Raw genomic sequence first — 24,245 nt, 5'->3', positions numbered from 1 at the left:
CATAATTAAATAAAACTTTTTCTTTTATCATCCTCAAAAAAATTACTGATAGCTTCTATTGGGGGCCAGTTGCTTGTTCTCGGTGCCTCTCCTTCTTCAAACGCATATAATATTGCTTTCTTTTCTTTTTCATTTATATTTAGTAAGGTTAAGTTCCCATTCTTAAATTGATCAAAAGCTTCCGGGTTGTTTGCTAGATGGCTTATAATTTTATCAATATGTTTCAATTTAAATTCCCCCTTAATAATTGTACAAATAGTTTATTCTTTCTTTGTTCATCTAATTTCAGTTTTTTGAATGATTCTTTAAAGTTTTCCAATGCTATATTTTTAATAACATTCAAATATTGTATTACACCTGATTCTCGTAGCTTCTTTTTCAATTCGTCCATATTATTTATCTGATTATTTTCTTGCGCATAAAAATTTAATAAGTCAATCGATGATTGGTTATATTTATTTTTAAGATAGTAGAAGGCAAGATTGTGTCTAGTTTTTAAATCATTATTGTCAGGATAATATAACCCATGGTGATCATTTGCAATTTGCTCGACTATGCCCAAATAATGTGAATACTCATCGACTGTTTCATTAAATTCACCAGTTGCCAAATATACACCAAGAACATTAGGCAATGTTACAAGAGAACCTGACTTAAGTTTAATCATTTCAATAAACTCTGATTCTGAAGAGCTTGTTACATTTAAATCTGCATGTTGCCCTTGTAAAGATTGAAGTGAATATTGTAAAGTCAGACTTAAATGTTGTGGATTGTTAGAAACTAAACTTATCACTTGCAAACTTAATGTATAAAGTGCGGTAGCTGCGTTAATCACTATCGAAGGATCTATTTTCATCCAAGAAGCCTGAAGATTATCCTTATCCTCTATATCGTCAAAAATGTCAGCAGATAAAATTAAAAGTTCTATACCAGAAGCCAACAACTCAATTGCTGTAACATCTTTTCCGTCAAATGCTATGTAATGATGATAAGCTAATTCTGCGAATGAAAATTGTTTTTTTTCTTCAATAAAAGAAATAAGTTTTGTTTTTAAGTCTTCATTTGAAATATTTTCATGTACAATCTCCTTCATTTTCTCCTTGATCCGGACAGAATCTAAACATATCTGCTCAATAACAACTTCCCCCTTCCCATTCCATTTTACTAAATGGGACATTTAAAGGACAGCAGGTTTTTCGTTTTTTAACAATCATATAATACTTTATCCATTTATTGTATGGGTAGAACGAAAAAAAAGACTTGTTTCCAAGTCTTTTTTACGAAATTTTCATTGCGTATGTGTATTTATCGAGCTGATCAATGCTTTTGTTAATGTTTCGTAATGAATCTGTCGTTTCTTTAATATCAAGTTCGAGTCGGAATAATAATTGTTTTACTTCTTCAAGTTTCTTTTCCATCGTTTCCACACTCCTTTTTTTGAAAGATCAATGAATTGTGTATGGTGAACGAGTCCTAGGTATTTGATCTGTTACTAATAGTGTATCTGGTTTCGGCTTATTTTTCACCGAAAAGTATACAAAAAGATCCTGCGTGACACCGCAAATATCAATAGGTCCTTTTGCTCAAAGGAATCACAATAAGAACAGGACTATTTCTCTATTCGGAAAAACGGTGATTTCGGATGAAATTGAGAAAGATTCTTAATTCCCTTGTTTTTATTGTGTTTATCTGTTTCACAATGTAAGACTATAGTCCCCCTCTCCGCTTTTTCAAAATTCAATATGCGATTCTTGGCGTATCGTGACCGACAAACACCGAAAAGACCGCAACGCAAAGTTGTGGCCTTTTCGCTTTGTCATATCCAGCACCTGAGTGACCTATACATATAGACATATCCCCTTTTTGCGAGGTGCTTGCATGAGATATCCTTATCCTTGGTTCTGCGTCTATCCGTACGACATACGCCGCCCGCCCGCTCCTGCCGCCAATACAGAAACCTTTATCCGTTCCGCACAGGATGCCGCCGGGCTGCTCGCTGATGCTCAGCTTGTACTTAGGCGCATTGCGGGGTCACAGGAGCTTTCGCGCCGCATCATGACCGCAGCGGAGCAGTCAGATAAACAGACAGTAAAACGTCTGATCAAACAGACAGGCGTCCGGCATGATGTTGATTCGGTCTTTAATCCCGATGGCATATACATCAGCCTGATCAGCATGCAAAGCCGAATCACCTTGGCGTTGCGGTGGTCAGAAGACCGCAATTACTTTTCGCCCATGAGCTTATGACACCACTCCAAGGCTTCCAAATAACAGTCGTACGCTTCTTCCTTGTCCAATTCTTTTGCTAATTCTCCGCAAGAGTCCCAATTGTTGGTTTCGATTAACTTCACAAGCTCAAGCATTTGGTAATAGTCATTTTGATGACCTAATAACGCTTGACCGACTTCATCTATTAAAGGCAATTCTTGAATAATCTCTTCTATTTCTCTGTGCAAAAGGGTGTCTATGAGAGAAAACATCCCGATCAGCATATACGAGGCCGGCTGCGGGCGCGCTGTTTTTCTTGCCAACAGTTCACATAGCTTTGCTCTCATTAAAGAAATTTTTATAATTTCGTGTTTGCTCGAATTCCCTTTTCTGCTTAAATCCTTAAAGGAAAGGATGTATATCCACCGTTTGATTTCGTTAAACCCAAGAAGCATGATAGCCTGCTTAATGCTGTCGATCTTTTGGGTTAAGCGGCTATGGGAAGAGTTTAAGAATTTTAAAATTTGATATGACAGCGATAAATCCCGTTCTATGTACTCAGTTACACGCTGGATGTTAGGCTGCTCTTTGCTTAATTCGTTGAGCAATTCATAGTAAGAATAAAAATGGGTCGACAGATCATGGCCGCTGATGATACGCGGTTCGCTGAAAAAGTAGCCTTGAAATAACTGAAAGCCATCTTGCGCCGCTTGTTCATATTCTTTGCGTGTTTCTACTTTCTCAGCTAAAAAAATCAGGCCGCAATAGCTGTAGGTTTGCAAAATGTTTCGGCGTTCCAATCGGGTGGTTTTAAGAAAATCAACTTTCAATATATCAATATAGCTCATGAGCTTTTCCAATAATTTTTCATTTTTCGGGTTTATCGCGTAAAAATCATCGAGTGCCAGCGTATACCCCATTTTTTTCAGCTCTCTGCACCTTGAGACGAGAGCCGGAGTGATCGGTATATCTTCAAGGATTTCAATCACAAGCTGTTTTGGATTGAAGGAGGTGGGGAGATCCGAAAACATCAGGCTTTCAGTGAAATTGACAAAACAGCGTTTTCCTTCCGTCAGCTTCTCGATTCCGATGTTTAAAAAGCTGTTAATCACCAAATCTGTTGTAGCCTGATCGCCGTCTGCAGCGGAATACACATTCTCTTCGCTCTCTCTATATAAAAGTTCATAAGCGACAACCTGTTCTTTTCTATTAAATATAGGCTGTCTTGCAACAAACACCCTCATTGATTTATCCTCCTTACAAAACACGCGGCTTTCCACCCTAAGTATATCAAATAATTTGACGAAATTTGTCTAAACATGAAAAATATTATTCCCACAAAAAAACTGGCCTCTTCGCGAACGAAAGGCCAGTTTGCTTTATTCTTCGAGCTCTTCTTCCAGTCTGCTTTTCACTTCATGGATCCGCTGCATTTTGTTGCTCCAGCAGTCCTCGCTTAAATCAACCGGGTATTCTTCAGGTTTGCTGATTCTCTTATATTCCTCCCACAGAAGGCTGAGGTTGTCTTGTACATATTGCTGAATGTCAGAAATCTCAGGGTTCTGGTAGCATAGGATGCCTTTTTCAAAAATCAGCTCGTGAAGATCCTTCGCATAGAAATTCGTGACGAATTTGCTGATGAAGGTATGAACCGGGTGGAACATTCTCAGCCGCTTCTGGTCATTCACCTGCTCGTCATAAAGCGCAATGTAATCTCCTTCAGAATGATGATTTAACTGATTAATAATCCGGTACACTTTCTTTCTGCCAGGTGTCGTCACTTTGTCAGGGTTGGATGAAATTTTGATCGTGTCGACCATTTCTCCGTTTTCTTCGATGGAGACGAGCTTATAAACCGCGCCGAGAGCCGGCTGGTCATAAGCTGTAATCAACTTCGTGCCGACACCCCAGACATCTATGCGCGCTCCCTGAGCCTTTAAATTCATAATGGTATGCTCATCCAAGTCACTCGATGCAATGACTTTCGCGTCTGTAAACCCTGCTTCATCAAGCATTTTCCGGGCTTTTTTTGACAGGTACGCCAAATCGCCGCTATCCAGGCGGATGCCAATGAAGTTGATGCGGTCTCCGAATTCCTTGGCCACTTTAATCGCATTCGGCATGCCTGAACGGAGCGTATCATACGTGTCGACTAAGAAGACGCAATCCTTATGCGTTTCCGCGTATTTTTTGAACGCTGTATATTCATCGCGGTAGGCCTGCACAAGCGCATGTGCATGTGTTCCTGATACCGGGATATTAAAGCGCTTTCCGGCTCTTACATTGCTTGTCGCGCTGAAGCCGCCAATTAACGCTGCTCTCGCTCCCCACATAGCCGCATCCATTTCATGCGCCCGTCTTGTTCCGAATTCAAGTGCAATTTCATCGCCAATGACGCCTTTGATGCGCGCTGCTTTTGTCGCGATTAATGTTTGGTAATTCACAATGTTAAGCAAAGCTGTTTCAATAAGCTGCGCTTCTACAAGGGGAGCTTCCACCCTCATAATCGGCTCATTGTTAAAAACCAGCTCTCCTTCTTTCATGGAATAAAGAGAACCTGTAAAAGATAAACCACTCAAATAATCAATAAAATCTTCATGGTAGCCAAGCTCATCTCGTAAATAAGTCAGGTCACTATCGGTAAATTTGAAGTTTTCCAGATATTCAATGGCTTTTTCCAAGCCCGCAAAAACCGCATAGCCATTCTCAAACGGAAGCTTTCTGAAAAAAAGCTCAAAAATCGCTTTCTTTTCATGAATGCCGTCTCTCCAGTAAGTTTCCGCCATATTGATTTGATAAAGGTCTGTATGTAATGACAGGCTGTCATCTTTAAAACCGTACTCTAACACTGTTTTTCCCCTTCCTTACTCTGCCACTTGCGCTCCGATGCTGTTTGCAAAATGGGAAAGAGCCCACGTATGCCCCTCCTGATTAAAGCTGGCAACAGCCTGTTTATGCACAACAATCCGGAAACCTTTGTTGTATGCATCAACCGCTGTATGCAAGACACAGATATCTGTGCAGACGCCGGCTAAATGCAGCTCGTCAATCTGCCGCTCTCTGAGTTTCAGTTCTAAATCAGTACCCGCAAAAGCAGAATATCTCGTTTTTTCCATGTAATATACATTATGATCATGTGCATGTTTCTGATATAGAGGCAAAAGCTTTCCGTACAGGTCTTTTCCTTCCGTACCCTTAATATTATGCGGTGGGAACAGACGGGTTTCAGGGTGATATTGATCCCCTTCATTGTGAGAATCTACTGCAAATACGACGTAATCACCGTTTGTGATAAAGTTTTCTGTCAAATTGACGATCGCCTCTTCAATCATTCTGCCGGGCTCCCCGCAGGTCAATTTTCCATCACTCGCCACAAAATCATTCGTATAATCAATACAAATAAGTGCTTTTTTCATAGCCGGCCTCCCCGCCATCAGTATGAGAACATTATATCTTATCTCCCGTTGTAAGGGAATTGCCATGAATAAAAAGACAAACGGTCCGTTTGTCTCTTAAGATTTCAGCACCGACCGGTTAAAAATGTCGTCCTGAATATATATAGATTCATGATTTACCGCACTGTCCGCCGCAATGATAAGGCCTAAAGGCGTATGAAACTGAAGATCAGATACGACTTTAAAAGGCACTCCGTTTCGGTTCGCCATTTTTACATAAGGTGAATAAGACTGATATTGAAGCTCTCCATTGATAAGAAGAGATATATTTTTATTGCGTTTAAACGCTTGCTCCGCTTCGTGATACGGTTTGCTTCTGAGCACCTGCCCTTTCGTCAGTGCCAAAAGCACTCTTTCCCGCAATGAGCCTAAAAACAAATGGCGCTCATCTGGTTTTGTTTCCAGCGGCCCGTACATTCCTTGCTGTAAATAGAGATCCAGCGTTTCATCACTCAAAAGCTCGTCCTCCCGTCTTGTTTGTCTTCATTATCGCCTGATCCTGCGGGGGCTAAACTTTCAAGGGCTGTTACATTTCCGTTACCCAGTGAATGATTTTTTTTGCCAGCTCACCAGCAGGCTCGTCCTCTGTATGCCGGCGTAAAGAAGCCTCCAGCCGTTCAGGCAGCGATGATTTTTCTTCCTCGTATGAAATAATCGTGCTCCACTCCAGCTGCGGAACGGCTACTAGCGTATGCAGCTCTTTTCTGTTTTCATGCAGATATACATCAGTGATCATTCCTGTTTGTGTGCTGATATTTGCTTTTCTGATTTTCATAACATGACCTCGCTAACTAAAAGACTATCCATATTATACAATAAAAAAGCAACAGCCTCTCTAGAAAAGGCTGTTACCCGTTAAACGAAACGGTATCATCAATGATATCGGCATCGTTTAAAATTGTTTTACTATATTCGTTATTGATCTTCACAAAATCCCCCAGCTGAAATGTGCCAGACCCAGCACCTGTGTGATCGACGCTTTTCGGCGCAATCGCAAACACATCTCCAAAGCTGGCCGCAGCATCACCTGATATAGACATAATATATATCGGCCCTACAATCGCAGGCATTTCCCCACCTCCGCACTGATTTACAGCATCATATGCGGAAAGGAGCCAATGGTGCCCGCCTATTCAGCGGGACGTTCGTTTTCTTCAAGGCGTGACCGCTGGCGCAGCTTGATCAGCCGCACGATATTCAAGAAAAATGCCTTGACTACCGCATACACCGGCACAGCTAAAATCATGCCGAGAATGCCGCCGAAGCTTCCTGCTCCAATCAACAGCAAAATGATGGTAAGCGGGTGCGTATTCAAACGTTTTCCGATAACGAGCGGAGAAAGCAGATTTCCGTCGAGCTGCTGAACGATCACAACCACAATGATCGCAAAAAGCGCTTTGGCTGGTGAATCCATAAAGCCGATAATAACAGCCGGCGCAGCGCCGAGAAAAGGCCCGACATAAGGAATGATATTTGTAATGGCCATGACAATTCCAAGAATCAGCGCATATGGCAGCCCGGTAATCAAGTATCCGATAAAGCACGCTGTCCCTACAAAAAGACAGATTAACAGCTGTCCCTGAAAATACGCAGCGAGTGTGTCGGATAAATCCTTAAAGATCTTTAGACCTTCTGTCCGGTAAGAAGCCGGAAGAATTTTGACTGCCAGGTGCGGAAAGCGGTGTCCATCCTTCAGCATATAAAAGAGGATAAACGGAACAGTGATAATGACAAGTGTGATATTTGTCACGACACCAAACACCGCCGATAAACTGGATGTAATATTTTGCGGCAGGTTTTGGAGAAAGCTTGTCAGAGACTGCTCAATTTTTGATATGGATACATAATCCTGTGTCATCATCCAGGTAAACCACTGAGAGTGAGATAAATCCTTTGTCAATGCCTGAATCTGTTTTATATATTCAGGAAGATTGTTAAACAGCCCGGTCACCTGCGATGTAATGACAGGCCCGACTGCCGCAGAAACAAAGGCTAGCAAGCCGATAAATGCTAAATAGATGAGCAGAATCGATAATGTCCGCGGCATTTTTTTCTCAAGCAGTCGGACGACCGGATTAAAAATAAAATACAGAATTCCGGCAATCAGCATCGGGAAAAACAATGTCGAGATAAACACGATAAACGGCTGAAACACAAATGAAACTTTTGTTGCTACGAAAATAATCAGCAAAACAAATAAAATTTGCAATGTCCAAAAATGGACTTTTGATTTCAACAAGCTTGTTCCTCCTAGTTTTTCTTTGTCTATCAGATAAAAGAACTTGCACCCCATCATTGTAACAAAAATGAACTGATATCAGAACTCTTAATCAGTGAATGGGCTGTTGATTATGCAGGCTGTGACATACGGCAGGGACGCCGCACTGATTTATGTACTTGTGGACTAGCTTAACGTTTAGATTTTATCCTGCTTGATGTGAATCAAAACGATAGAATGACTGAGAGGCAGCGGCGCTGTGCTCCGTTTGCCGGGAAGCCCCGTTTATATGTAAAGGATGCGGGCGGGTATCACTTCGGTTGTTGTTTACGCTTTATTTCAGATGACCGCTCCGGCTTTGATCTTGGCGGCACAATTTATGACGGAGCGTTTTTATAGCGCTTAACTGAAAAATAGGACGTCCCTGTGTACGCCTATTTTTCAAGCGCAAGCATTGTTACACCCGTTCACTGTAATCTGGCGTGACGGAAACCATGTGCTGGATACTGATAAAAAAAACAGAATTTCGGGCTGCTTCAATGATGATATGGTCCGGTTTTACATCAATCAGTCTGCCTCTGACCGTATCTCGTACTGTCTGGATAATGAATTTTGAGCCGATGAGCTTTTTGATGGTCTGATAGACATAAGGATCGACTAATGAGACCAGTTGCGGACTACCTTGGTTGGCCATACTTCAATCCCCTTTATATGTTTTATCTCAGCTTATGCCACGGTTAAGGATAATGACACAGGCTTACAGGATAACACCAGGGGATGCGGAGACGATTGGGGAGTGTGATTCACGCGGGTGTAAGGAAATGGTGATGAAACGGAGACAGCGAAGAAAGCGGACGCTGTTCCGAATACAGGCGGGACCTATACAGGCTTTTTTATAGAAGACTGGGCTTGGTCGATTAATCGGTCCAGTTTTTCTATTTTTTTCAGTGCGGTTGCTTCGTCAATTTGTCGGTAATGATGGTGGCCGCCAGGTTCTTCATCAAGTTCGTCCGCTTTTTTGACAATCTGCTGCAGCGTATTTTTATCGAGTTCACCTTCAGGCAGATAGGAATCGGTATGAAGCAATATGGCAAGAGCAATCTCTTTTGCCGCTTTCGGTTCTTCACCAAGACGAATCAAGAGCTTATGCGCCCGTTCCGCCCCTTTAATGGCATGGATGTCATTCCTTCTGTATTTCTCATAATCCCATTTTCCGTCTGTATACCATTCATAATGTCCGATGTCATGCAGCAATGCCGCTTTTGCGGCTAAATCAGGGCTGATATCAGCCTTTACAGACAGCCTGTATGCATGATAGGCGCAGGCAATCGCATGAGCCACGCCGGAACGCTGTAAATATTTTTGTGCAATTGGATGGGCGAAGACATCCATTAATGTAACCTTTCTCATGGAAACCCCTCCTTTAGATATTTTTAGAATCCTAACATAATTTGCAGAGAAACTCAATTCTTATGTCATATCATTTTTGTTTACTTTTCATGTTTGTTATACCCTAAAAGCAGAGTTTCAGTCAGTATATGCAGCCGGACTCCGGCATGCTTAAGTTATCGCCTTTTTATATAAAAAAAGAGCAGATTCACTCTGCTCTACAAAAACTCTTTAATATCATATATGCGCCCGTTTTCCGCGCCTGTCTCTAATAAAGAAAGCAGCGTGCCGGCAATAAAGGCCGGACTGCGAAGGCTTCCTGTTTCATTCAATTTCCGAAACCGCTCGATATCGTGGAAATCCTTTTTCGATGATGAACGGATGACGGCCTGCATGTCAGTGTCCATGACACCCGGTGAGAAAGAAATCATGTTCACCGGCAGTTCTTCATCCTCCTGTTCAAATCCGAACGTTCTCGTAAACATATCAAGTCCGGCTTTTGAGCTGCAATACGCGCTCCACCCCTTGTATGGGTTTTTGGCCGCGCCAGAGGTAATATTTACGATTGTTTTTCTTCCGCTGAAAGCAGCAAACTGTTTTGTAAACAGCTGGCTCAAGAGCACGGGCGCTGTCAGATTAAGCTGATAATGGTGCTGCAGCTCTTCAAGAGACGCTTCTCCGGCGCGTTTGATCGGCGTCACCATTCCGGCATTATTGATCAGTGTGATGGCTGAATAATCAGCCGGATTGATGGATGAAAGCAATGTTTTGAATTGCTGCTCAGCCTCTGTGAGATTGATCAGGTCGATCTGGTGCTGTGTCAGTTTCTCATGAGAAACATCTGTTGTTGTTCTGGACAGAGCATGGACTTCATGGCCTTTTTCCAGAGCCTGTAATGCAATGGCTTTCCCCAGTCCTTTTGACGCTCCGGTGATGATATAAAGTTCCATTGGAAACCTCCTCCTTCCGTTCTTATTGTACGAACCGCTTTTATGCAAAACAAGCGCGGGCGCTTACGCCTTTTTATTTTCCTGCACGATAACCTTTGGTATGAGAAAAACAATGCCTGCGATCCCGAGCAGAATCAGCACGATATAGATGATCGGAAGCAGGAGTGAAGATGAACCTTTTTCTTTCATTTCCGTTGATGACGCTTTTGTGATCGGTTTCTCGGCAAATGTAATCCCAAGCTGTTTAGATTGAGCCGCGATGGTGTTGGAGCCCTCGGCATCTGTTGATGTAAACAAATCCTTTATCAGCTCGGCGTCCCGATCCTTCGGCTTATCAAAGGTAATATCCTTTTGCTCCTCAGGCAGTTCTGTTTTCTCCTCATAGGAAGAATCTTCATGCAAATAATTCGTATCGATTTCAATATCTTTCTTTTCATATTGGTTTGGCGCGACATCCGTATTTTCTTCGGTTTCGGCAGCAGCGGCAGAGGGTATGAAAAGGGAAAAGGAGAGCATACACATCATGATCCCCTTTTCCAAGCTGCGATTACGCTTCATACGTTTCATCGCTTTCCGCTGTTTTTTCTGCTATCAAGCGAATGACAAGCGGCAGAGCCGCTGCAATCAACGTAATGATCAGCAGAACCGATATTCCCATTGTAAACAAATGCCCTGTTCCGTACTGGATGTCGATATATACCTTCGACACCGGATCTTCAAATGTGAAGTTTGGCATAATTAAATCAATAAGCGGCGCAACATAGAATAAAATCATTGCCGCTGAAGCAACCCATCCAGGAATTGACCCGAACCGGAATGCCGCCCGGATAAAGGCAGAGCTTGCGACCAGCAATAAAATCGTAAACACAGACCACTTAATCGTCTGATCGTCCGGCAGTGAATAAATATTCAAACCGAACAAGCTGATCATCAAGCCGACAAGGATATTCAGAATTCCGAAAAGCGCTCCTTTGACGAGCAGCGGCGCATTTTGATAATACGAGCTGAAATATCCGATTAACAGACTGCTGATCAAAATAATAACCAGGATGACAACCGGCGGCACCGTCTGAATTTTTTCTTCCGGAACCTGACCGCTGATTTTAAGCGGATTTGCCAAATAATCATATACATAGCCGTTGTTTTGGCCATCTACTAATGTATTGCCCAGAATGCCGTATACGTCACTGCGTACAAGCTTCGTGGAAGCAACATTTTTACCCCAGTTGTTGTTTAATGTGTCAGCTTTCGTCTGTACATCATTTACGCTTTGCTGCATGTTGGTTGTGTAATCAATAATGCCTGACTGGCGTTCCGATAATGAACCCATCATGTCTGACATTTGCAGCACTTCCTGGCCGACCGTATCTTGCACGCTCAGTGCCATTGTGCCTGACAGGCCATCATTATTGAACGTTGCAGATTCCTGCGCCGCGCCGGTTACAAGCTGTTCTGACGCTTTAGACGCACTCTCAGAGATTTTCGTCAGTTCATCGAGAACACCGGCTTGAGAATCACGGATATAGCTGCCGTAGTTGTCTGCAAACTCGGTCATGCCATTGATGAAATTGTCGATGTCTTCATCGGTTTGCATCGTGTTGTTTTTGAGATCTTCCCAGCTTGCTGATTCTTCCGGTTTGATGGCTAGGACTGATTTGACGTTGCCCTGCTGGCCGTTAATCGCATCAGTTTTTGCAGTGCTATCTATGGTTCCGGATAATACTGAATCATATACTGATAGAAATTTATAGTATCTCATTGCTGTATCTATATTTTCTTTATTTATATAGATTGCATTTGTAAATGTGAGCTGATCTTTATTTTCAAGTTCTCGAATGGCATTATACATATCTCTATAAATACCTTCAAGTTCTCGCTTCCGTTTCGCTTCAAGATTTTCAAGTTTACCTTCTAGCTCTTTCACTTTGCCTTTCAGGTCTTCAATTTCATCATTAAGACCATCCATTTGCTCTTCTAGTTCTTCTAATTTCTTTTTCAGCTCTTCATTATAAGCAGTTTCTTTTTCTTTGAGCTCTTCTTCGATTTGCTTAATTCGTTCTGACGCTTTGCTGAGCTGTTCTTTCGCTTTTGCGATATCAGAAATGTCGTCGTTTCCTGGTTGATCTTCATTTCCAGGCTGAGTCGTGTCTTCGTCTTCGTTTGCCAGCTGGATAAATTGAAGGGCTGAGTCAGATGAAGCAGTCTGTTCGGCAGATGTGCCCGTTTCGGTTTGTCCGCTGTCTGACTCACCATTGGAGGCATTTCCGTTCTGCTCCTGACCGTCTGTTCCCTGCTGCTGGTCTTGATCCTGATTATTGCCGTCCGTTTGTCCGTCAGTCCCGGTGTCTCCCTTTGTATCATCAGGATTTGTGTTACTTCCGTCATCGGGATTGTTTGGGTTTTCAGTCGATGGTTTGTCTGTTCCCGGATCCTCTGGCTTCGCGTCCTCTTTTTCAGGCTCCTTCAGATTGTTTGAAATATCCTGAATGTCAGCAGCGATGGTTTTTAATTCTTCACGCTGTTTTTCCAGATCAATTTTCAGTTCTTCAGGGTCTTCTTTTGGGTCTTTATCGTTTGAGTTGTCTTGATTATCTTGGTTATCCCCATCAGATGAATTATCTGGGGGTGGCTCATCAGTGAGATATTCACGTGTTTCAATTAAAAGTTTATAAACCTGGTTTAATGCTGTCTGTCTTGATGCGGCCTGGTATTGATTAATTAAATCGCTTTGTATCTTCGCCATACCAAGTTCCTGCTGAGGCACTTGGCCTTCCCTGATTTGCTGGGCGGCTGCCAGAACTGTGCTGGTTTGTCCAAGCTGTGTTTTCACTTGGCTGATCCCAGTTGTCAGTCCGCTCATCTGCTCGCTGAACTGATTGGCCTTTTGCTGTGCTGAAATGGCATCCAATCCTGTCTGGATTTGCTGCTGAGTTGAATCCTGGGCTGCCAATAGCAGCTTCTTTTGATTTTCTTGATATTCTTTGTATCGTTCCACAGTATCAACGAAGTCTTTCAGGGTGTTTTTTGCTTCCTCCGCTGTCGAAGCTTTTTCTTTTGTCGTGCCTTGGGCTTCATTCATTGATTTCTTCAGCTCATCGATTAGGTCTTTCTGGCGTTTGATTTCACCTGCTAAATCGTTAGAGCTTGGTTTGTAGAAATTGTACATGACATTTTGGAATTCAGATTCTTTATTGACGATTTTGTCAAACTCTCCTCTGATATTGTCCACTTTTTGTGAGACAAAGTTCCAATATAAGGCCGACATTTTTTTGTTCATTGTTTTTTGGGCATCTTCAAGCTCACGCTGCACTTTTTCTTTGTTGACCGCATTCAGGTTATCTTGAATGCTGAACTCAAGCGTGGCTTTTTGAGGACGCTCTTTGTCGTAGCTCAAAATATTTTTTGAGAAATCTGAGGGAATGTAGACGATCGCATCGTATTTTTTCGATTTCAGGCCTGTTTCCGCTGCACTTCGGTTCACGACCGTCCAAGAATAATCAGGACGTTCCCCCAGAACGGCAGCTACTTCCTTACCGAACTGGGCGGATTGATCATCTTCATCGTCCGCTTTCACCTCATCACTCAATACGCCTGTGTCTTCATTCACCACTGCGATTTGCCGCGTGGAATTGGCTGCTTTTTTCGCCGGATCTTCCCCGATGAACCGGAAAAACAAAACCGGCAGCAGCAAAATAATGATGACGGCGGATATTAACTTGATTAAGTTTTTTCGTTGTTCTGTCATCTAGCACTCTCCCTTTCAGCAGAACATAAAGGAATTTGAACTTTTTGCTCCTTCCCGTTTTCCACAACATATCCGAAGCCCGGCTGAATCTCCGGCTCCTGTCTTTGGTACGGAAGAGGAATGACATTTTGTTCAGATTTTTTCATCAGCAGGATAGCGTGTCTGATTTGCTTCATCTCAGTCGTCAGGGAATCATAGCCTTTGGAGAACTCACTGTGATTGCCTGCCGGAATAAAGCTGAAGCCAAGATGCGCGTAAGATTTCATAAAGTTCGCCAAGCGGTCTTGAATTCTCGTATCGATCGTCTGCTGGAATCTCGTAATTCCGTCAATCATCAGAACCACTTGAGAGAATCGCAGGCTTTGTGCGTCTCCCTGGCGAACGGCTTCTACATACATTGCTTCTCTTGTTTTAAAAATGTCTTCTGCTGTTTCAATCCACTGCTCAATATCATCTTTTGTTTCCATGTATGCGACATCTGTTTCTTTTGCATATTTGGATAAACCGCGGTCGATCGAGTCAAACAAACCGATCATTTCCGTTTCATCATCAAGCAGATGCTCAAGCATCACTTTTAAGACGTTTGTTTTTCCTCGCTGTGTCTGCCCTAATATCAGGCAATGCTTGTGCTTAGCCAAGTCAAAGTACACCGGGCTGACGGTTTCTTCATGAAGCCCGATCGGGACAGATAAAGGCTTGCGTTCCAGCTTGAAGCGGAGAGAAAACTCTCTCGTCGACAGGCTTTCCGGCAGCATCGGAATCGGAGCCGGCTGCTGAAGTGAAGCATAGCGATCCTGAAGAACCTGCACTTCTGCTTTCAGCTCGTTGAACATGCCGATATCATCCTCTGCTTCAACAGGCAGGAACATTTGGGCGAAATAAAGCTCTTCTTTTTGAATGATCACGCGCCCCGGGATCGGCTCAAGGCTGAACTTCGGCCGTCCGTAAATGGAATATCCCTCAGATTGATCCATCAGATAATGGACAACCTTTGTTTTCAGGTTGTTCAAGAGCGACTGGCGGACGGCATTTACGCGCGTTGCCGTCAGCATAAAGTAAATCCCCAAGCTTTGTCCGTCTCTGGAAAGCTGGACAAATTCCGATTCAAGCTCATGCATCTCATCCTTGACGATATCAAAGTTGTCGATTGTGATGAAAATGAATGGAAGCTCTTCTTCGCTCAGCGCATTGTACATTTTGATATGGCTGATTTCTTTTTCACGGAACAGACGTTTTCGGCGGTCGATTTCCTCTTTGATCCGGATCATGAACTTTTCAATTTTTCTCGACTGATCCATCAGGAAGTAATCCGCCGTGTGCGGCAGCTTCGCTAATGGCAGGAGCGTTCCGTTCCCGAAATCAAAGATATAGACATGAAGCTCTTCAGGCGTGTAGACGTCTGCAAAACTCATCAGGAATGTTGCCGCTGCAATCGATTTCCCATAGCCTGAGGAGCCGAAAATGCCGATATTTCCGTCTTCCATCATTTTATAAGCAATCGGCGCCTGTCTTTGCAGATCAGGTTCATCAACATAAGCAAAGTGGAAATGGTCCTTTTCTTCTGATGGGAAAAGGGTGCGCGGGATACGTTCCGCAAGCGGCGGCAGCCAAGGGCTCGGCAGCTTCTCGATTCCCATTTCCTCTTGAATGCGTTCGATTTCGTCAACCACTGCTTCGATTTCTGACTGAACCTCTTTTTTCGCCATTTCTTCCGTGTCGACCTCAGAAAGCGGTATCAGGCCGGTATCCGTGACAATCGCGATTTCATCCTCTGTTCCGTAAACTTCCTCTAAGTAAGGGGCCCCGCTCCAGGCGGATTGGAACAGCTCGTACACTTCATTGTTTCCGACCTGCAAATAACCGCGTCCGGTAACCGTGATGTTCGCGGCATCGCTGTTTTTCAAAATCTCTTTACTATCGGTGGCATCCTGAACTTTAAGCGCTACTTTAAAGCGCGAGTTACTCCAGATTTGGTCGTCGATGATACCGCCCGGCTTCTGTGTCGCCAAAATCAAATGTACGCCAAGGCTTCGGCCGATACGTGCAGCACTGACAAGCTCTCTGATAAAATCAGGCTCTTCGCTTTTCAGCTCTGCAAACTCATCAGAAATTAAGAATAAGTGCGGCATTGCTACTTCTGCTTTCCCCTGCTTGTACAGCTTTGTATAGTCATTGATGTGATTGACTTGATATTGATCAAACAGACGTTGCCTTTTTTTCAGCTCGCTTTTAATCGAAGCGAGCGCACGCATACTGAAGTTTTGACTGCCTTCAATATTGGTGATCGTGCCAAGCAGGTGGGGAATATTGCGGAACGGCTGCGCCATTCCTCCGCCTTTATAGTCAATTAATAAGAAAGCCGCTTCATGCGGGTGAAAATGCACCGCAAGTGACAAGATGTAGGTCTGGAGAAATTCACTTTTCCCCGAACCTGTCGTCCCCGCAAGCAAACCGTGCGGACCGTGGGCTTTTTCGTGAAGGTTCAAATGCACAATGTCATCCTTCCCTTTATAGCCGATCGGCACCGACAGCGACTTCGACGATTCACTCGTCAGCCACCTTTGCTGGATTCCGATTTCTTTTACTTCCTTCGCATGGAAAAGCTCCAAGAACGAGACCATTTCCGGAATGGAGTTCGTAATGCCCACCTGGTGATTCAGCGTGCGAAGCGTGCGTGAAAACCGTTCGTTGTCCTCGCGCTGATGATGATCGAGCCGGAACGGAATTCTTACTGCTTTTTTCTTTTGTATTAAAATGTCGCCTTCATTTTCGTTGATATAGCGGACAAGGGTCGTAATGTTTTCTGATAAACTTTCCTTTGTTTCCGCGGCGACAATTGTAGAGATGCCCAGCTGCTCATGCTGCCCTTCTAAATATTCAAGAATGACGTGCTCTGAAATCAGCTGCTGATTCGTAATGACAAATACAAAATGCGGTTTAAACTGCAGTTTTTCTTTGTCATCTTCGAGATCGCGCTCTCTGATCAATTCATAAAGTGAGGACAGGAGCTGGTCACGCGTTTGTTCATTATAAATAAAGCCTTTCGCATAAATATGGGGCATTTGAAATTGCGGAAGCCACTTCATCCACTCCCAGTCTTTATACTCCTCTTCATGAAAAATAAAGACGAAGCGCAAATCGTGATAGCTGTTGAAAAACGAAAGCTGGCCGATCAGCTGGTGAATCTCATTCTTAACAATCTGCGATTTCCCGACAAGACCCATCGGCCCCTCCGCCAAATCGACCGTAACCGGCGCATTGCGAATGTCCTTATAGACACGCTGCATGTGCTGCGATTTCTCCATAAGGTCATCAATATCACGGTTCGCCAAGTCTCCGCCGCTCATATTGATTTCATAGCTTGCAGGAACTGTTCCGGTCCCGAGCCGAACCTGGAGATAATCCTTGCTTTCGAGCGATTTTTCCCAAATTCGGTCACTGATTTCACTTGTTAAGTATTTCATTTGTTCAAAAGAAGGAAAATGAAAGTCAAGAACCTGCTTTTGCTTTTCAGCAAGCGCCTGAAGCTCTTTTCTCTTATTATCTAAGTAAAGCTTATACACGCGCTCCCGCTTTTCCTCGCGTTTTTTCCGCTGGTTTTTATCCCGGAAATATTGAACGGTCGAGGTAATAAGGGTCATCATAAACATTGCCAGTGATACGAGTATAAATATGCCTCGCGGCTGGATGATCGCGACAACCCCCATCACGATCAGCATCACAAGCGGAGGCAGAATGACGAGCCACAGCCCTCTATTGGTTTGATCGCTCTCCTGAGAGGGAAAACTGAAGGACACACGGTCATCTGGCAAATCGTACACCATCCGCGGCGTTCTTCTGTACTGGGGATATTTCTTCTGCATTTCTGTGCTTGGTTTGACCGTTTTGGTTAACACTGTTTCAAGCGGTGTGTAATGAACGATTTCTAAGAGGTCTTGTTCAGTTACTCTCATTTGCGTAAAGTTCCAGAATATTTCATCCCCCGGCTTGAGCGGTGCAGCACCTATTACCTTCTCTCCGTTCAAGAACACATTTCCGCTTTTTGGGATAATCGACCATTTCTCGCCGATATGCAGTAATGAAAATGTGCTTTGCTCCGCAAAAGCAAAATCATTCGGGTTCAGATAGATATCTGCATCTGTCTTTTCTGAGGAACATGTCATTTCGTCTCTGTTTCCTGTAAAATAAACGGATTTTTCAGGTTTGCCGGCAATTAAAAACAGACGTATATCCTGCTGATCCGTTTGAAGAGAAAATGATGTATCAGTTTCAAGACTGCCCAGGCAATCATTTCCCAGGAAAACATCGTACTGTCCGCTGGGTTCCTTCCTTTGAAGAGAAATTACTCCGTTCTCAAACGGAATGGTGCCGATCGTAATGGAATCCTTCACATCAGGCCCTATGGTCACCGGCTGGGACGCCGGGAGATCAGACAGTTTTAGTTTTTGGACGTTTTGCTGATAGAAAACCCATAATAGACTCAAATGGCGAACCCCCTAACGGCCGAAATACGGCGTGCGATGACCTGAACTTCATGTTTCACTTTATTTGTCATCTTTTTTCTCATCTTTCTTTTCTTTCTCTTTTTTCTCTTGTTCTTCTTTTTTCGCTTTTTCCTCGGCTGCGGCCTTTTCTTCTGCCGCTTTCTCTTCAGCTTGCTGCTTTTCTTTATCTGATTGTTCTTCAGCGGCTTGGCTGGCTGTATCAGTTTCTGCCGTGTCTGTTATCGCTTCTTCTTTTTGTTCTTTCATTTGTTTGGTAATTTGGTCGATCTCGCTTTGTACCGTATCCAATTCTTTTTGCTTTTCATCATCTTTCATACTGTCATCTGCTAATATCTCAGCCTTATATCGGATCAGGCCCAGCCCTATATACGGGTTATACTCCAGCTTTCTTCCGATACTAATGGCTTCTTTATTCTCGCCTCTCCCTATGTCTATCCAATAAAGAAAGTGCTGTGGATCTGATTGCAGCGTGACCAGATTATTTTCAATTTGTTTCTTTTGAGTGTCGCCTAATTTTTCAACCTCAACATAAGACATTGCAAGCTGATACTGCACTGATTCAGGCAGGCTTTCCGCATCATATTTAGCCAGCGTGTTGATGACCCCGCTGTACTGCTTGTTCAAGAAAGCGCGGTTGCTTTCCACAATCGCCTGATGCTTCGGCTGCGCGAAAAATAAGGCATACATCGAATAAATCAGAGCCGGCACAAGCAACACAATGAGTCCCAGGCCGATATATCTTTGAATGTTCCATTTCTTTTTCGGGATATGTATGTATGTTTTTGCTTTGGCTTCGAGCTCATCGATATGTGTCTGAATCAGCTCGAGCAGTTCATCATAGGACTTCGCGTCCAATATCGCTTTTGCCTCCGGAGAGAATGTCAGCGTTTCATTGAATTTCAAATAGTCCTCAAATGCAAAAGCGCCGTCGACTGCCAAAGCCGCTGCGGCTTTCAGCTCCTGCCAGACTCTTTCCTCATCATGCTCGTAAGGCGGAATGCTTTCTTTTACGCCGTAATGAAGAAAATATGGGGTCAGCCCTTTATCGAATACAATGTTTTCCGGGGCCACAATCAAATGCAGCCTTGATAACTTGTGCTGCTGTACAGACTGAACAAGCTGATAGGCAAACTGCCATTTGCTTTTTTTATCTTTAGCTTTTATCAAGCGAAATTCTTTATAGGAGGGAGGAGGTTGGATTGTGATGATCACTTCGTCTTCCGTCACATCGATCTCTTTATGAAAAGATGGATTTACATCCTTGATCACGTTCGCTTCGAGACCGTCCAGAAGCTTTATTTTTTCCCGTTGAAAGGTAAATGTATAGCCGTCTTCCGTTTTCTGAGAAGCAGCTTCTAATTGGTTTTCTAAATATGATGTTTGTTCACCTGACATTCAACCAGATCCTTTCATAATATTTCAAGCCGGTCTCCGCTTGTAATGCCGCAATCAGATAGCTTGCATTCTCCGGAAAACACCGTATCCTTATTGACCACTCTGATCCAGTGCCCTTCGCGCGGAGGTATGGAAACGCTTTGGGCCTGCCAAGCGATGTCAATGACTTTTTTCACCGGGTGGTAATCTGACAATCTGAGATCAAAGACACTTCCGTTATAATGTTTCAAATCTATCGTAATATCAATATACATGTTCATTCACCCTTACATAGAAAGAGCGCCGTCTTCTGGTGAATCAGGCGCTCCTTCCCTTTCATACTGTTATCCGCGGATTTGATTTGCGATGTCTTGGTCAGTAGACTCAAGAGTATTTGCTGTTTGATCAAGCTGCTGGTTTACATCTTGAAGCAAATCTGACATTTTGATAAATGAAGGTTTGAGCTGCTCGTATTGATCTGCGAACGCTTCGCTAGAAGCACCTTCCCACATGCTTTTTAAATCAGAGATCATTCGGTTTAAACGATCAACCTGATTTAATACTTCTTGGCTTTCAACGCCATATTGCTTCGCCATCGCTCTTAGCTCTTCGGGTGTGACACGAATTAATCCTGCCATATTCCTCATTACCTCCTGTGCCATCAGCCTAAATATGGGCTAATTCACTTATTTTTAGAACGTAATTATTATAAAAACAGTTTTTCGGCACAGTCAAACAAATATGTTTTAATTTTACAAAATGAGTCCAATGGTTTACCTCTCACCTCTTAAAAATTACATATTTTGTTAAACAAATAGGTTTATTTTCTCAATCCGCTCCGCCTTCTCCAAATAATCCAAAAGGCCCAAATGATTCTCTAACTCCCAAAAAAAACCTTTCAGAAAATTTGATGCTACAGCACCATCTCTGAAAGGTTCAGTTTTTCAGAAATATTCATCAGCCTGTTCACCGCCCAAGACAGAATATGTATCTCATTATATTTAAAAAGTGTTTTTCTCTTCTATTATACTGTCATTCTTTGTTGTTGATTTTCACAAACAAGAACAATCATAATAAAAGCAAGACGATTTGATGTCAAAGAGAACAAAGAATAAAAGGATGGAAAAGTAGGGATAATGATGACCATGCCAAAGGATCCGTTTAAATACAGTTTTGACAGACTGGAAGATGTGGCTGATCATATCAGTGAAGTGCTGCAATGTCCGATCACCATTGAAGATGTGAACCACAAACTGCTAGCCTACAGCACCCACAGCGATTGTACTGATCCTGCACGGACGTCTACGATCATTGGCAGAAGAGTGCCGGAGAAGGTTATTAATAAATTGTGGAAAGACGGGACGATTCCCTCACTGCTAAAAACGGACCAGCCGATCAGAGTGAAGGAAATTGACGAAGTCGGACTAAGCAACCGCGTCGCGATTTCGATTTGGAAGAACAACCAAGTGCTGGGTTTTATTTGGGCGCTTGAAATTCAAAAAACACTGTCGGATGATGATCTGCTGACATTAAAAATGGCGGCTAATGCAGTCAGAAACAAGCTGCTTAAGCTCCAAATCCGAAAAACGAAAAATGAGGAGCGCAGCCAAGAATTTTTCTGGAAAATGCTGACCGGACACATCTATCAAGAACAGGACATGACGGATGGGTTTAACAAGCTTGGAATGGTCGTTCCCTCTGAATTTTCCGTGATGATCATCCGGGTAAACGGCGAGCTGACCGAAAAAACAGAACAGCAGCTTCATTATCTGCAGGAAACGACCCAGCAGGTTCATGCTCTGCTGACAACCGTTGATTCCAATGAACTTATCATTTTAACCGCGCCAAAAACGGATCGTCCTTTTCAAGATTTAAAACAGTTCGCTTTCAGCACGCAAAGGCAGCTGAGGGAACGTTATAAAATAGAGGATGCTTCTATTGCAATTGGCGGAATATACAACTCCATTTCGTTTGTCTGCCGTTCATACCAGGAAGCATTGTCCGTATTAAAAGCAAAGGAACGGTTTGCTGAAGAAACCAAGCATCTTTTCAGTTTTTCAGAATTAGGCATCTATCAATACTTGGACGTGTTAGATGAGAAACGGAAGCAAACGGGATATTTCAACTACTCCCTTTCAAAACTCGAGCAGTACGACCGGGATCACCAGTCCAATATGGTCGAAACGCTCGAACGTTTTATTGAAGCCGACAGCAATGTGAATACCGCCTCTAAGGTCTTGAATATTCACGTTAATACATTGAATTACCGGCTGAAGCGAATCAGCCAGATCGCTGAGATCGATTTAAAAAATGTGAATCAAAAGTTTACTATATATTTGGATATCAAACTTCGAAACAAGGGTTTGTGAAATTTCACAAACCCTTGTTTTTTTATTTTCTTTTTCAAACAAAGAATTTTCCAAAAAATCAAGCTACACTGAACATATCACATATACGGGAGGAAATAGATATGATCATTGGGGTTCCTAAAGAGATAAAAAACAATGAAAACCGTGTCGCATTGACGCCTGGGGGCGTTTCACAGCTCGTTTCAAACGGTCACCGCGTGCTGGTTGAATCAGGCGCAGGCCTTGGAAGCGGCTTTGAAAATGAAGCTTATGAGTCAGCAGGAGCGGAAATCATTGCTGATCCGAAACAGGTCTGGGACGCTGAAATGGTCATGAAGGTCAAAGAACCGCTTCCGGAAGAATATGCATACTTCCGGAAAGGGCTTGTACTGTTTACTTACCTCCACTTAGCGGCTGAACCGGAGCTTGCACAGGCACTGAAGGATAAAGGCGTCACAGCGATCGCGTATGAAACGGTAAGTGAGGGACGGACATTGCCTCTGCTTACACCGATGTCCGAGGTGGCAGGCAGAATGGCAGCGCAAATCGGCGCGCAGTTCCTGGAGAAACCTAAAGGCGGAAAAGGAATCCTCCTTGCCGGAGTGCCTGGCGTTGCCCGCGGAAAGGTAACCATTATCGGTGGGGGTGTAGTCGGAACCAACGCGGCGAAAATGGCTGTCGGCCTGGGTGCGGATGTGACAATCATCGACTTAAACGCGGATCGCCTGCGTCAGCTTGATGATATATTCGGCCATCAAATTAAAACGTTAATTTCTAACCCGGTCAATATCGCCGACTCGGTAGCCGAAGCGGATCTTCTCATTTGCGCCGTGTTAATCCCTGGTGCTAAAGCTCCGACGCTTGTCACAGAGGAAATGGTGAAACAAATGAAGCTTGGTTCAGTGATTGTGGACGTTGCAATTGACCAAGGCGGCATCGTCGAAACTGTCGACCACATTACGACACACGATCAGCCGACATATGAAAAACACGGCGTCGTTCACTATGCTGTTGCGAACATGCCGGGCGCGGTGCCTCGCACTTCAACAATTGCTTTAACGAACGTCACGGTTCCATACGCGCTGCAAATCGCAAACAAAGGGGCAGCACAAGCTCTCGCGGACAATGCGGCACTAAGAGCGGGATTAAACACAGCAAACGGCCACGTGACCTATGAGGCGGTTGCCAAAGATTTAGGATACGAATATGTCCCTGCCGAGAAAGCCTTACAGGATGAATCAGTGGCGGGCGCTTAATTCATATGGAGCTTGCAGAAAAATTTCTGCAGGCTTTTTTTATCTTTTAAAAAGGAAAATGGAAATGATGTCTCGAATTAAAACGAAGAACTTGATCATAAAGGAGGATTCATATGGCTGTTCAGCAATATGGCGTGTTAAAAGGCGTTGTCTTAGATATGAAGCGGGAAACAGATGATGACAGTCCTCATTTCCAAGTGAAGATGCTCGGTGAAGAGAATACGTATTACAGGTGCGCCATCAATGTCATGTCCAGTTCCGAGGAATCAGAAGTATTGTATTTAGCTGATGATCAGTTTGATTCGAGCTCAATTACCATTCTTCCGAACATGCCGTATGGATATACGAAGATCAATGACGAAAATCGTGAAGTAGCCCTGGATTATGTGCGGGGCAATCTTTTTGATTCACGGGAAATGAAGCCTTTGCCTCATGAAATCACGGGGCCTGATAATGATTTAAATGACTTTATTGAAACGTATATGAAGAAAGCGAAAGAAGAGAAAGCGCCGGTTTATATATTTGGATCAAAATTTGGACCTGAACAGGCGGCAGATAAAATATTCGGCTTTACCCCGACAAACGGTATGCACAATATCCACATGAATCAAGGCAATGCACTGGATACCCGCTGGAAAAAAGACAACGGCTCTTGGCATGACGGAGGTATTCTGATTCAATTTGCCGATCAGTGGGCGGCTGTGTTTTTGGCGTTCTTATCCCAGTCATGGTGTACGGATGAAAACGGGAACCCGGTCAGAGATTGCGATCATACCCAAACGTCTGCGTAAGATAGA

At 43.5% G+C, this 24,245-nt stretch carries 23 protein-coding genes; 4 read left to right on the top strand and 19 right to left on the bottom strand.

Features of this window, described 5'->3' with window-relative positions; all coding sequences use genetic code 11:
• Positions 1-5: 5 nt before the first annotated feature.
• The 3 genes from comX to degQ all read right to left on the bottom strand — a co-directional run bounded on the left by comX (position 6) and on the right by degQ (position 1,418).
• Entirely contained in the window at positions 6-227 is a 222-nt protein-coding gene (gene comX / locus ACQVGS_RS05195) for a competence pheromone ComX (RefSeq protein ID WP_059292642.1), read from the bottom strand.
• Positions 224-1,093, bottom strand: coding sequence for a polyprenyl synthetase family protein (locus ACQVGS_RS05190; RefSeq protein WP_101864136.1), 870 nt, complete (start codon positions 1,091-1,093; stop codon positions 224-226). The genes comX and ACQVGS_RS05190 overlap by 4 nt, the downstream gene beginning before the upstream one ends.
• A 184-nt stretch (positions 1,094-1,277) precedes the next feature.
• On the bottom strand, positions 1,278-1,418 hold the full coding sequence (gene degQ, locus ACQVGS_RS05185; protein WP_024122683.1) for a degradation enzyme regulation protein DegQ: 141 nt from the start codon (positions 1,416-1,418) through the stop codon (positions 1,278-1,280).
• Positions 1,419-1,878: 460 nt separating this feature from the next.
• Between degQ and ACQVGS_RS05180 the strand changes: the two genes are divergently transcribed.
• Entirely contained in the window at positions 1,879-2,247 is a 369-nt protein-coding gene (locus ACQVGS_RS05180) for a YuzC family spore coat inner layer protein (RefSeq protein ID WP_491831113.1), read from the top strand.
• On the opposite strand, the gene ACQVGS_RS05175 is transcribed toward ACQVGS_RS05180, so the two are convergent.
• The 16 genes from ACQVGS_RS05175 to ACQVGS_RS05100 all read right to left on the bottom strand — a co-directional run bounded on the left by ACQVGS_RS05175 (position 2,223) and on the right by ACQVGS_RS05100 (position 20,482).
• On the bottom strand, positions 2,223-3,452 hold the full coding sequence (locus tag ACQVGS_RS05175) for an EAL and HDOD domain-containing protein (protein ID WP_127696527.1): 1,230 nt from the start codon (positions 3,450-3,452) through the stop codon (positions 2,223-2,225). The genes ACQVGS_RS05180 and ACQVGS_RS05175 overlap by 25 nt on opposite strands.
• 135 nt (positions 3,453-3,587) lie before the next feature.
• On the bottom strand, positions 3,588-5,057 hold the full coding sequence (locus tag ACQVGS_RS05170) for a nicotinate phosphoribosyltransferase (RefSeq protein WP_024122686.1): 1,470 nt from the start codon (positions 5,055-5,057) through the stop codon (positions 3,588-3,590).
• Positions 5,058-5,072: 15 nt separating this feature from the next.
• On the bottom strand, positions 5,073-5,624 hold the full coding sequence (locus ACQVGS_RS05165) for a cysteine hydrolase family protein (protein WP_106019480.1): 552 nt from the start codon (positions 5,622-5,624) through the stop codon (positions 5,073-5,075).
• A 96-nt stretch (positions 5,625-5,720) separates the two neighbouring features.
• Positions 5,721-6,080, bottom strand: a complete 360-nt coding sequence (locus ACQVGS_RS05160) for a YueI family protein (RefSeq protein WP_420867036.1) — start codon at positions 6,078-6,080, stop codon at positions 5,721-5,723.
• A gap of 109 nt (positions 6,081-6,189) precedes the next feature.
• Positions 6,190-6,438: a YueH family protein gene (locus ACQVGS_RS05155; protein WP_024122689.1), complete on the bottom strand. Its 249-nt coding sequence runs from the start codon at positions 6,436-6,438 to the stop codon at positions 6,190-6,192.
• A gap of 73 nt (positions 6,439-6,511) precedes the next feature.
• Positions 6,512-6,733, bottom strand: coding sequence for a spore germination protein (locus ACQVGS_RS05150; protein ID WP_044158952.1), 222 nt, complete (start codon positions 6,731-6,733; stop codon positions 6,512-6,514).
• A 59-nt stretch (positions 6,734-6,792) separates the two neighbouring features.
• Positions 6,793-7,902 (bottom strand): AI-2E family transporter, encoded by a 1,110-nt coding sequence (locus ACQVGS_RS05145; protein WP_059292639.1) that lies wholly within the window; start codon positions 7,900-7,902, stop codon positions 6,793-6,795.
• Positions 7,903-8,338: 436 nt separating this feature from the next.
• Positions 8,339-8,575, bottom strand: coding sequence for a YuzF family protein (locus ACQVGS_RS05140; protein WP_024122692.1), 237 nt, complete (start codon positions 8,573-8,575; stop codon positions 8,339-8,341).
• 185 nt (positions 8,576-8,760) lie between these two features.
• Positions 8,761-9,291: an HD domain-containing protein gene (locus tag ACQVGS_RS05135; protein ID WP_024122693.1), complete on the bottom strand. Its 531-nt coding sequence runs from the start codon at positions 9,289-9,291 to the stop codon at positions 8,761-8,763.
• A gap of 197 nt (positions 9,292-9,488) precedes the next feature.
• A complete protein-coding gene (locus ACQVGS_RS05130) occupies positions 9,489-10,220 on the bottom strand; it encodes a (S)-benzoin forming benzil reductase (RefSeq protein ID WP_106019482.1) in 732 nt (243 codons plus the stop codon).
• 63 nt (positions 10,221-10,283) lie between these two features.
• Positions 10,284-10,736, bottom strand: a complete 453-nt coding sequence (gene essA / locus ACQVGS_RS05125; protein WP_082687825.1) for a type VII secretion protein EssA — start codon at positions 10,734-10,736, stop codon at positions 10,284-10,286.
• A 31-nt stretch (positions 10,737-10,767) separates the two neighbouring features.
• Entirely contained in the window at positions 10,768-13,965 is a 3,198-nt protein-coding gene (esaA, locus tag ACQVGS_RS05120) for a type VII secretion protein EsaA (protein WP_106022006.1), read from the bottom strand.
• Positions 13,962-18,449, bottom strand: coding sequence for a type VII secretion protein EssC (gene essC, locus ACQVGS_RS05115; protein ID WP_106019484.1), 4,488 nt, complete (start codon positions 18,447-18,449; stop codon positions 13,962-13,964). Before essC ends, esaA begins: the two co-directional genes overlap by 4 nt.
• A gap of 60 nt (positions 18,450-18,509) precedes the next feature.
• Positions 18,510-19,865, bottom strand: a complete 1,356-nt coding sequence (gene essB, locus ACQVGS_RS05110; protein ID WP_101860017.1) for a type VII secretion protein EssB — start codon at positions 19,863-19,865, stop codon at positions 18,510-18,512.
• 14 nt (positions 19,866-19,879) lie between these two features.
• Positions 19,880-20,119: an ESX secretion system protein YukD gene (yukD, locus tag ACQVGS_RS05105; RefSeq protein ID WP_010331710.1), complete on the bottom strand. Its 240-nt coding sequence runs from the start codon at positions 20,117-20,119 to the stop codon at positions 19,880-19,882.
• A gap of 69 nt (positions 20,120-20,188) precedes the next feature.
• On the bottom strand, positions 20,189-20,482 hold the full coding sequence (locus ACQVGS_RS05100) for a WXG100 family type VII secretion target (RefSeq protein WP_003220661.1): 294 nt from the start codon (positions 20,480-20,482) through the stop codon (positions 20,189-20,191).
• A 507-nt stretch (positions 20,483-20,989) separates the two neighbouring features.
• Between ACQVGS_RS05100 and adeR the strand changes: the two genes are divergently transcribed.
• From adeR to ACQVGS_RS05085, 3 genes are all read left to right on the top strand, one after another.
• Positions 20,990-22,213, top strand: a complete 1,224-nt coding sequence (gene adeR / locus ACQVGS_RS05095; protein ID WP_106019485.1) for a sporulation transcriptional activator AdeR — start codon at positions 20,990-20,992, stop codon at positions 22,211-22,213.
• Between the two features lie 101 nt (positions 22,214-22,314).
• Positions 22,315-23,448 carry an alanine dehydrogenase gene (gene ald, locus ACQVGS_RS05090; protein WP_283912558.1) on the top strand — a complete coding sequence of 378 codons (1,134 nt, stop codon included), beginning with the start codon at positions 22,315-22,317 and terminating at the stop codon, positions 23,446-23,448.
• Between the two features lie 113 nt (positions 23,449-23,561).
• The gene (locus tag ACQVGS_RS05085) at positions 23,562-24,239 is read left to right on the top strand and encodes a YukJ family protein (RefSeq protein ID WP_010331713.1); all 678 of its coding nucleotides are present in this window, start codon (positions 23,562-23,564) and stop codon (positions 24,237-24,239) included.
• Positions 24,240-24,245: the final 6 nt, after the last annotated feature.

The sequence above is a fragment of the Bacillus sp. SD127 genome (assembly GCF_058566445.1).
This window is presented reverse-complemented; position numbering and strand designations above follow the sequence as displayed.

Bases quoted from the DNA above. Each gene is read 5' to 3' on its own strand.
- ACQVGS_RS05190 (WP_101864136.1), bottom strand. From the start codon at position 1,093: ATGAAGGAGATTGTACATGAAAATATTTCAAATGAAGACTTAAAAACA.
- degQ (WP_024122683.1), bottom strand. From the start codon at position 1,418: ATGGAAAAGAAACTTGAAGAAGTAAAACAATTATTATTCCGACTCGAA.
- ACQVGS_RS05180 (WP_491831113.1), top strand. From the start codon at position 1,879: ATGAGATATCCTTATCCTTGGTTCTGCGTCTATCCGTACGACATACGC.
- ACQVGS_RS05175 (WP_127696527.1), bottom strand. From the start codon at position 3,452: ATGAGGGTGTTTGTTGCAAGACAGCCTATATTTAATAGAAAAGAACAG.
- ACQVGS_RS05165 (WP_106019480.1), bottom strand. From the start codon at position 5,624: ATGAAAAAAGCACTTATTTGTATTGATTATACGAATGATTTTGTGGCG.
- ACQVGS_RS05160 (WP_420867036.1), bottom strand. From the start codon at position 6,080: ATGTACGGGCCGCTGGAAACAAAACCAGATGAGCGCCATTTGTTTTTA.
- ACQVGS_RS05155 (WP_024122689.1), bottom strand. From the start codon at position 6,438: ATGAAAATCAGAAAAGCAAATATCAGCACACAAACAGGAATGATCACT.
- ACQVGS_RS05150 (WP_044158952.1), bottom strand. From the start codon at position 6,733: ATGCCTGCGATTGTAGGGCCGATATATATTATGTCTATATCAGGTGAT.
- ACQVGS_RS05140 (WP_024122692.1), bottom strand. From the start codon at position 8,575: ATGGCCAACCAAGGTAGTCCGCAACTGGTCTCATTAGTCGATCCTTAT.
- ACQVGS_RS05135 (WP_024122693.1), bottom strand. From the start codon at position 9,291: ATGAGAAAGGTTACATTAATGGATGTCTTCGCCCATCCAATTGCACAA.
- ACQVGS_RS05130 (WP_106019482.1), bottom strand. From the start codon at position 10,220: ATGGAACTTTATATCATCACCGGAGCGTCAAAAGGACTGGGGAAAGCC.
- essA (WP_082687825.1), bottom strand. From the start codon at position 10,736: ATGCTCTCCTTTTCCCTTTTCATACCCTCTGCCGCTGCTGCCGAAACC.
- esaA (WP_106022006.1), bottom strand. From the start codon at position 13,965: ATGACAGAACAACGAAAAAACTTAATCAAGTTAATATCCGCCGTCATC.
- essB (WP_101860017.1), bottom strand. From the start codon at position 19,865: ATGTCAGGTGAACAAACATCATATTTAGAAAACCAATTAGAAGCTGCT.
- yukD (WP_010331710.1), bottom strand. From the start codon at position 20,119: ATGTATATTGATATTACGATAGATTTGAAACATTATAACGGAAGTGTC.
- ACQVGS_RS05100 (WP_003220661.1), bottom strand. From the start codon at position 20,482: ATGGCAGGATTAATTCGTGTCACACCCGAAGAGCTAAGAGCGATGGCG.
- adeR (WP_106019485.1), top strand. From the start codon at position 20,990: ATGCCAAAGGATCCGTTTAAATACAGTTTTGACAGACTGGAAGATGTG.
- ald (WP_283912558.1), top strand. From the start codon at position 22,315: ATGATCATTGGGGTTCCTAAAGAGATAAAAAACAATGAAAACCGTGTC.
- ACQVGS_RS05085 (WP_010331713.1), top strand. From the start codon at position 23,562: ATGGCTGTTCAGCAATATGGCGTGTTAAAAGGCGTTGTCTTAGATATG.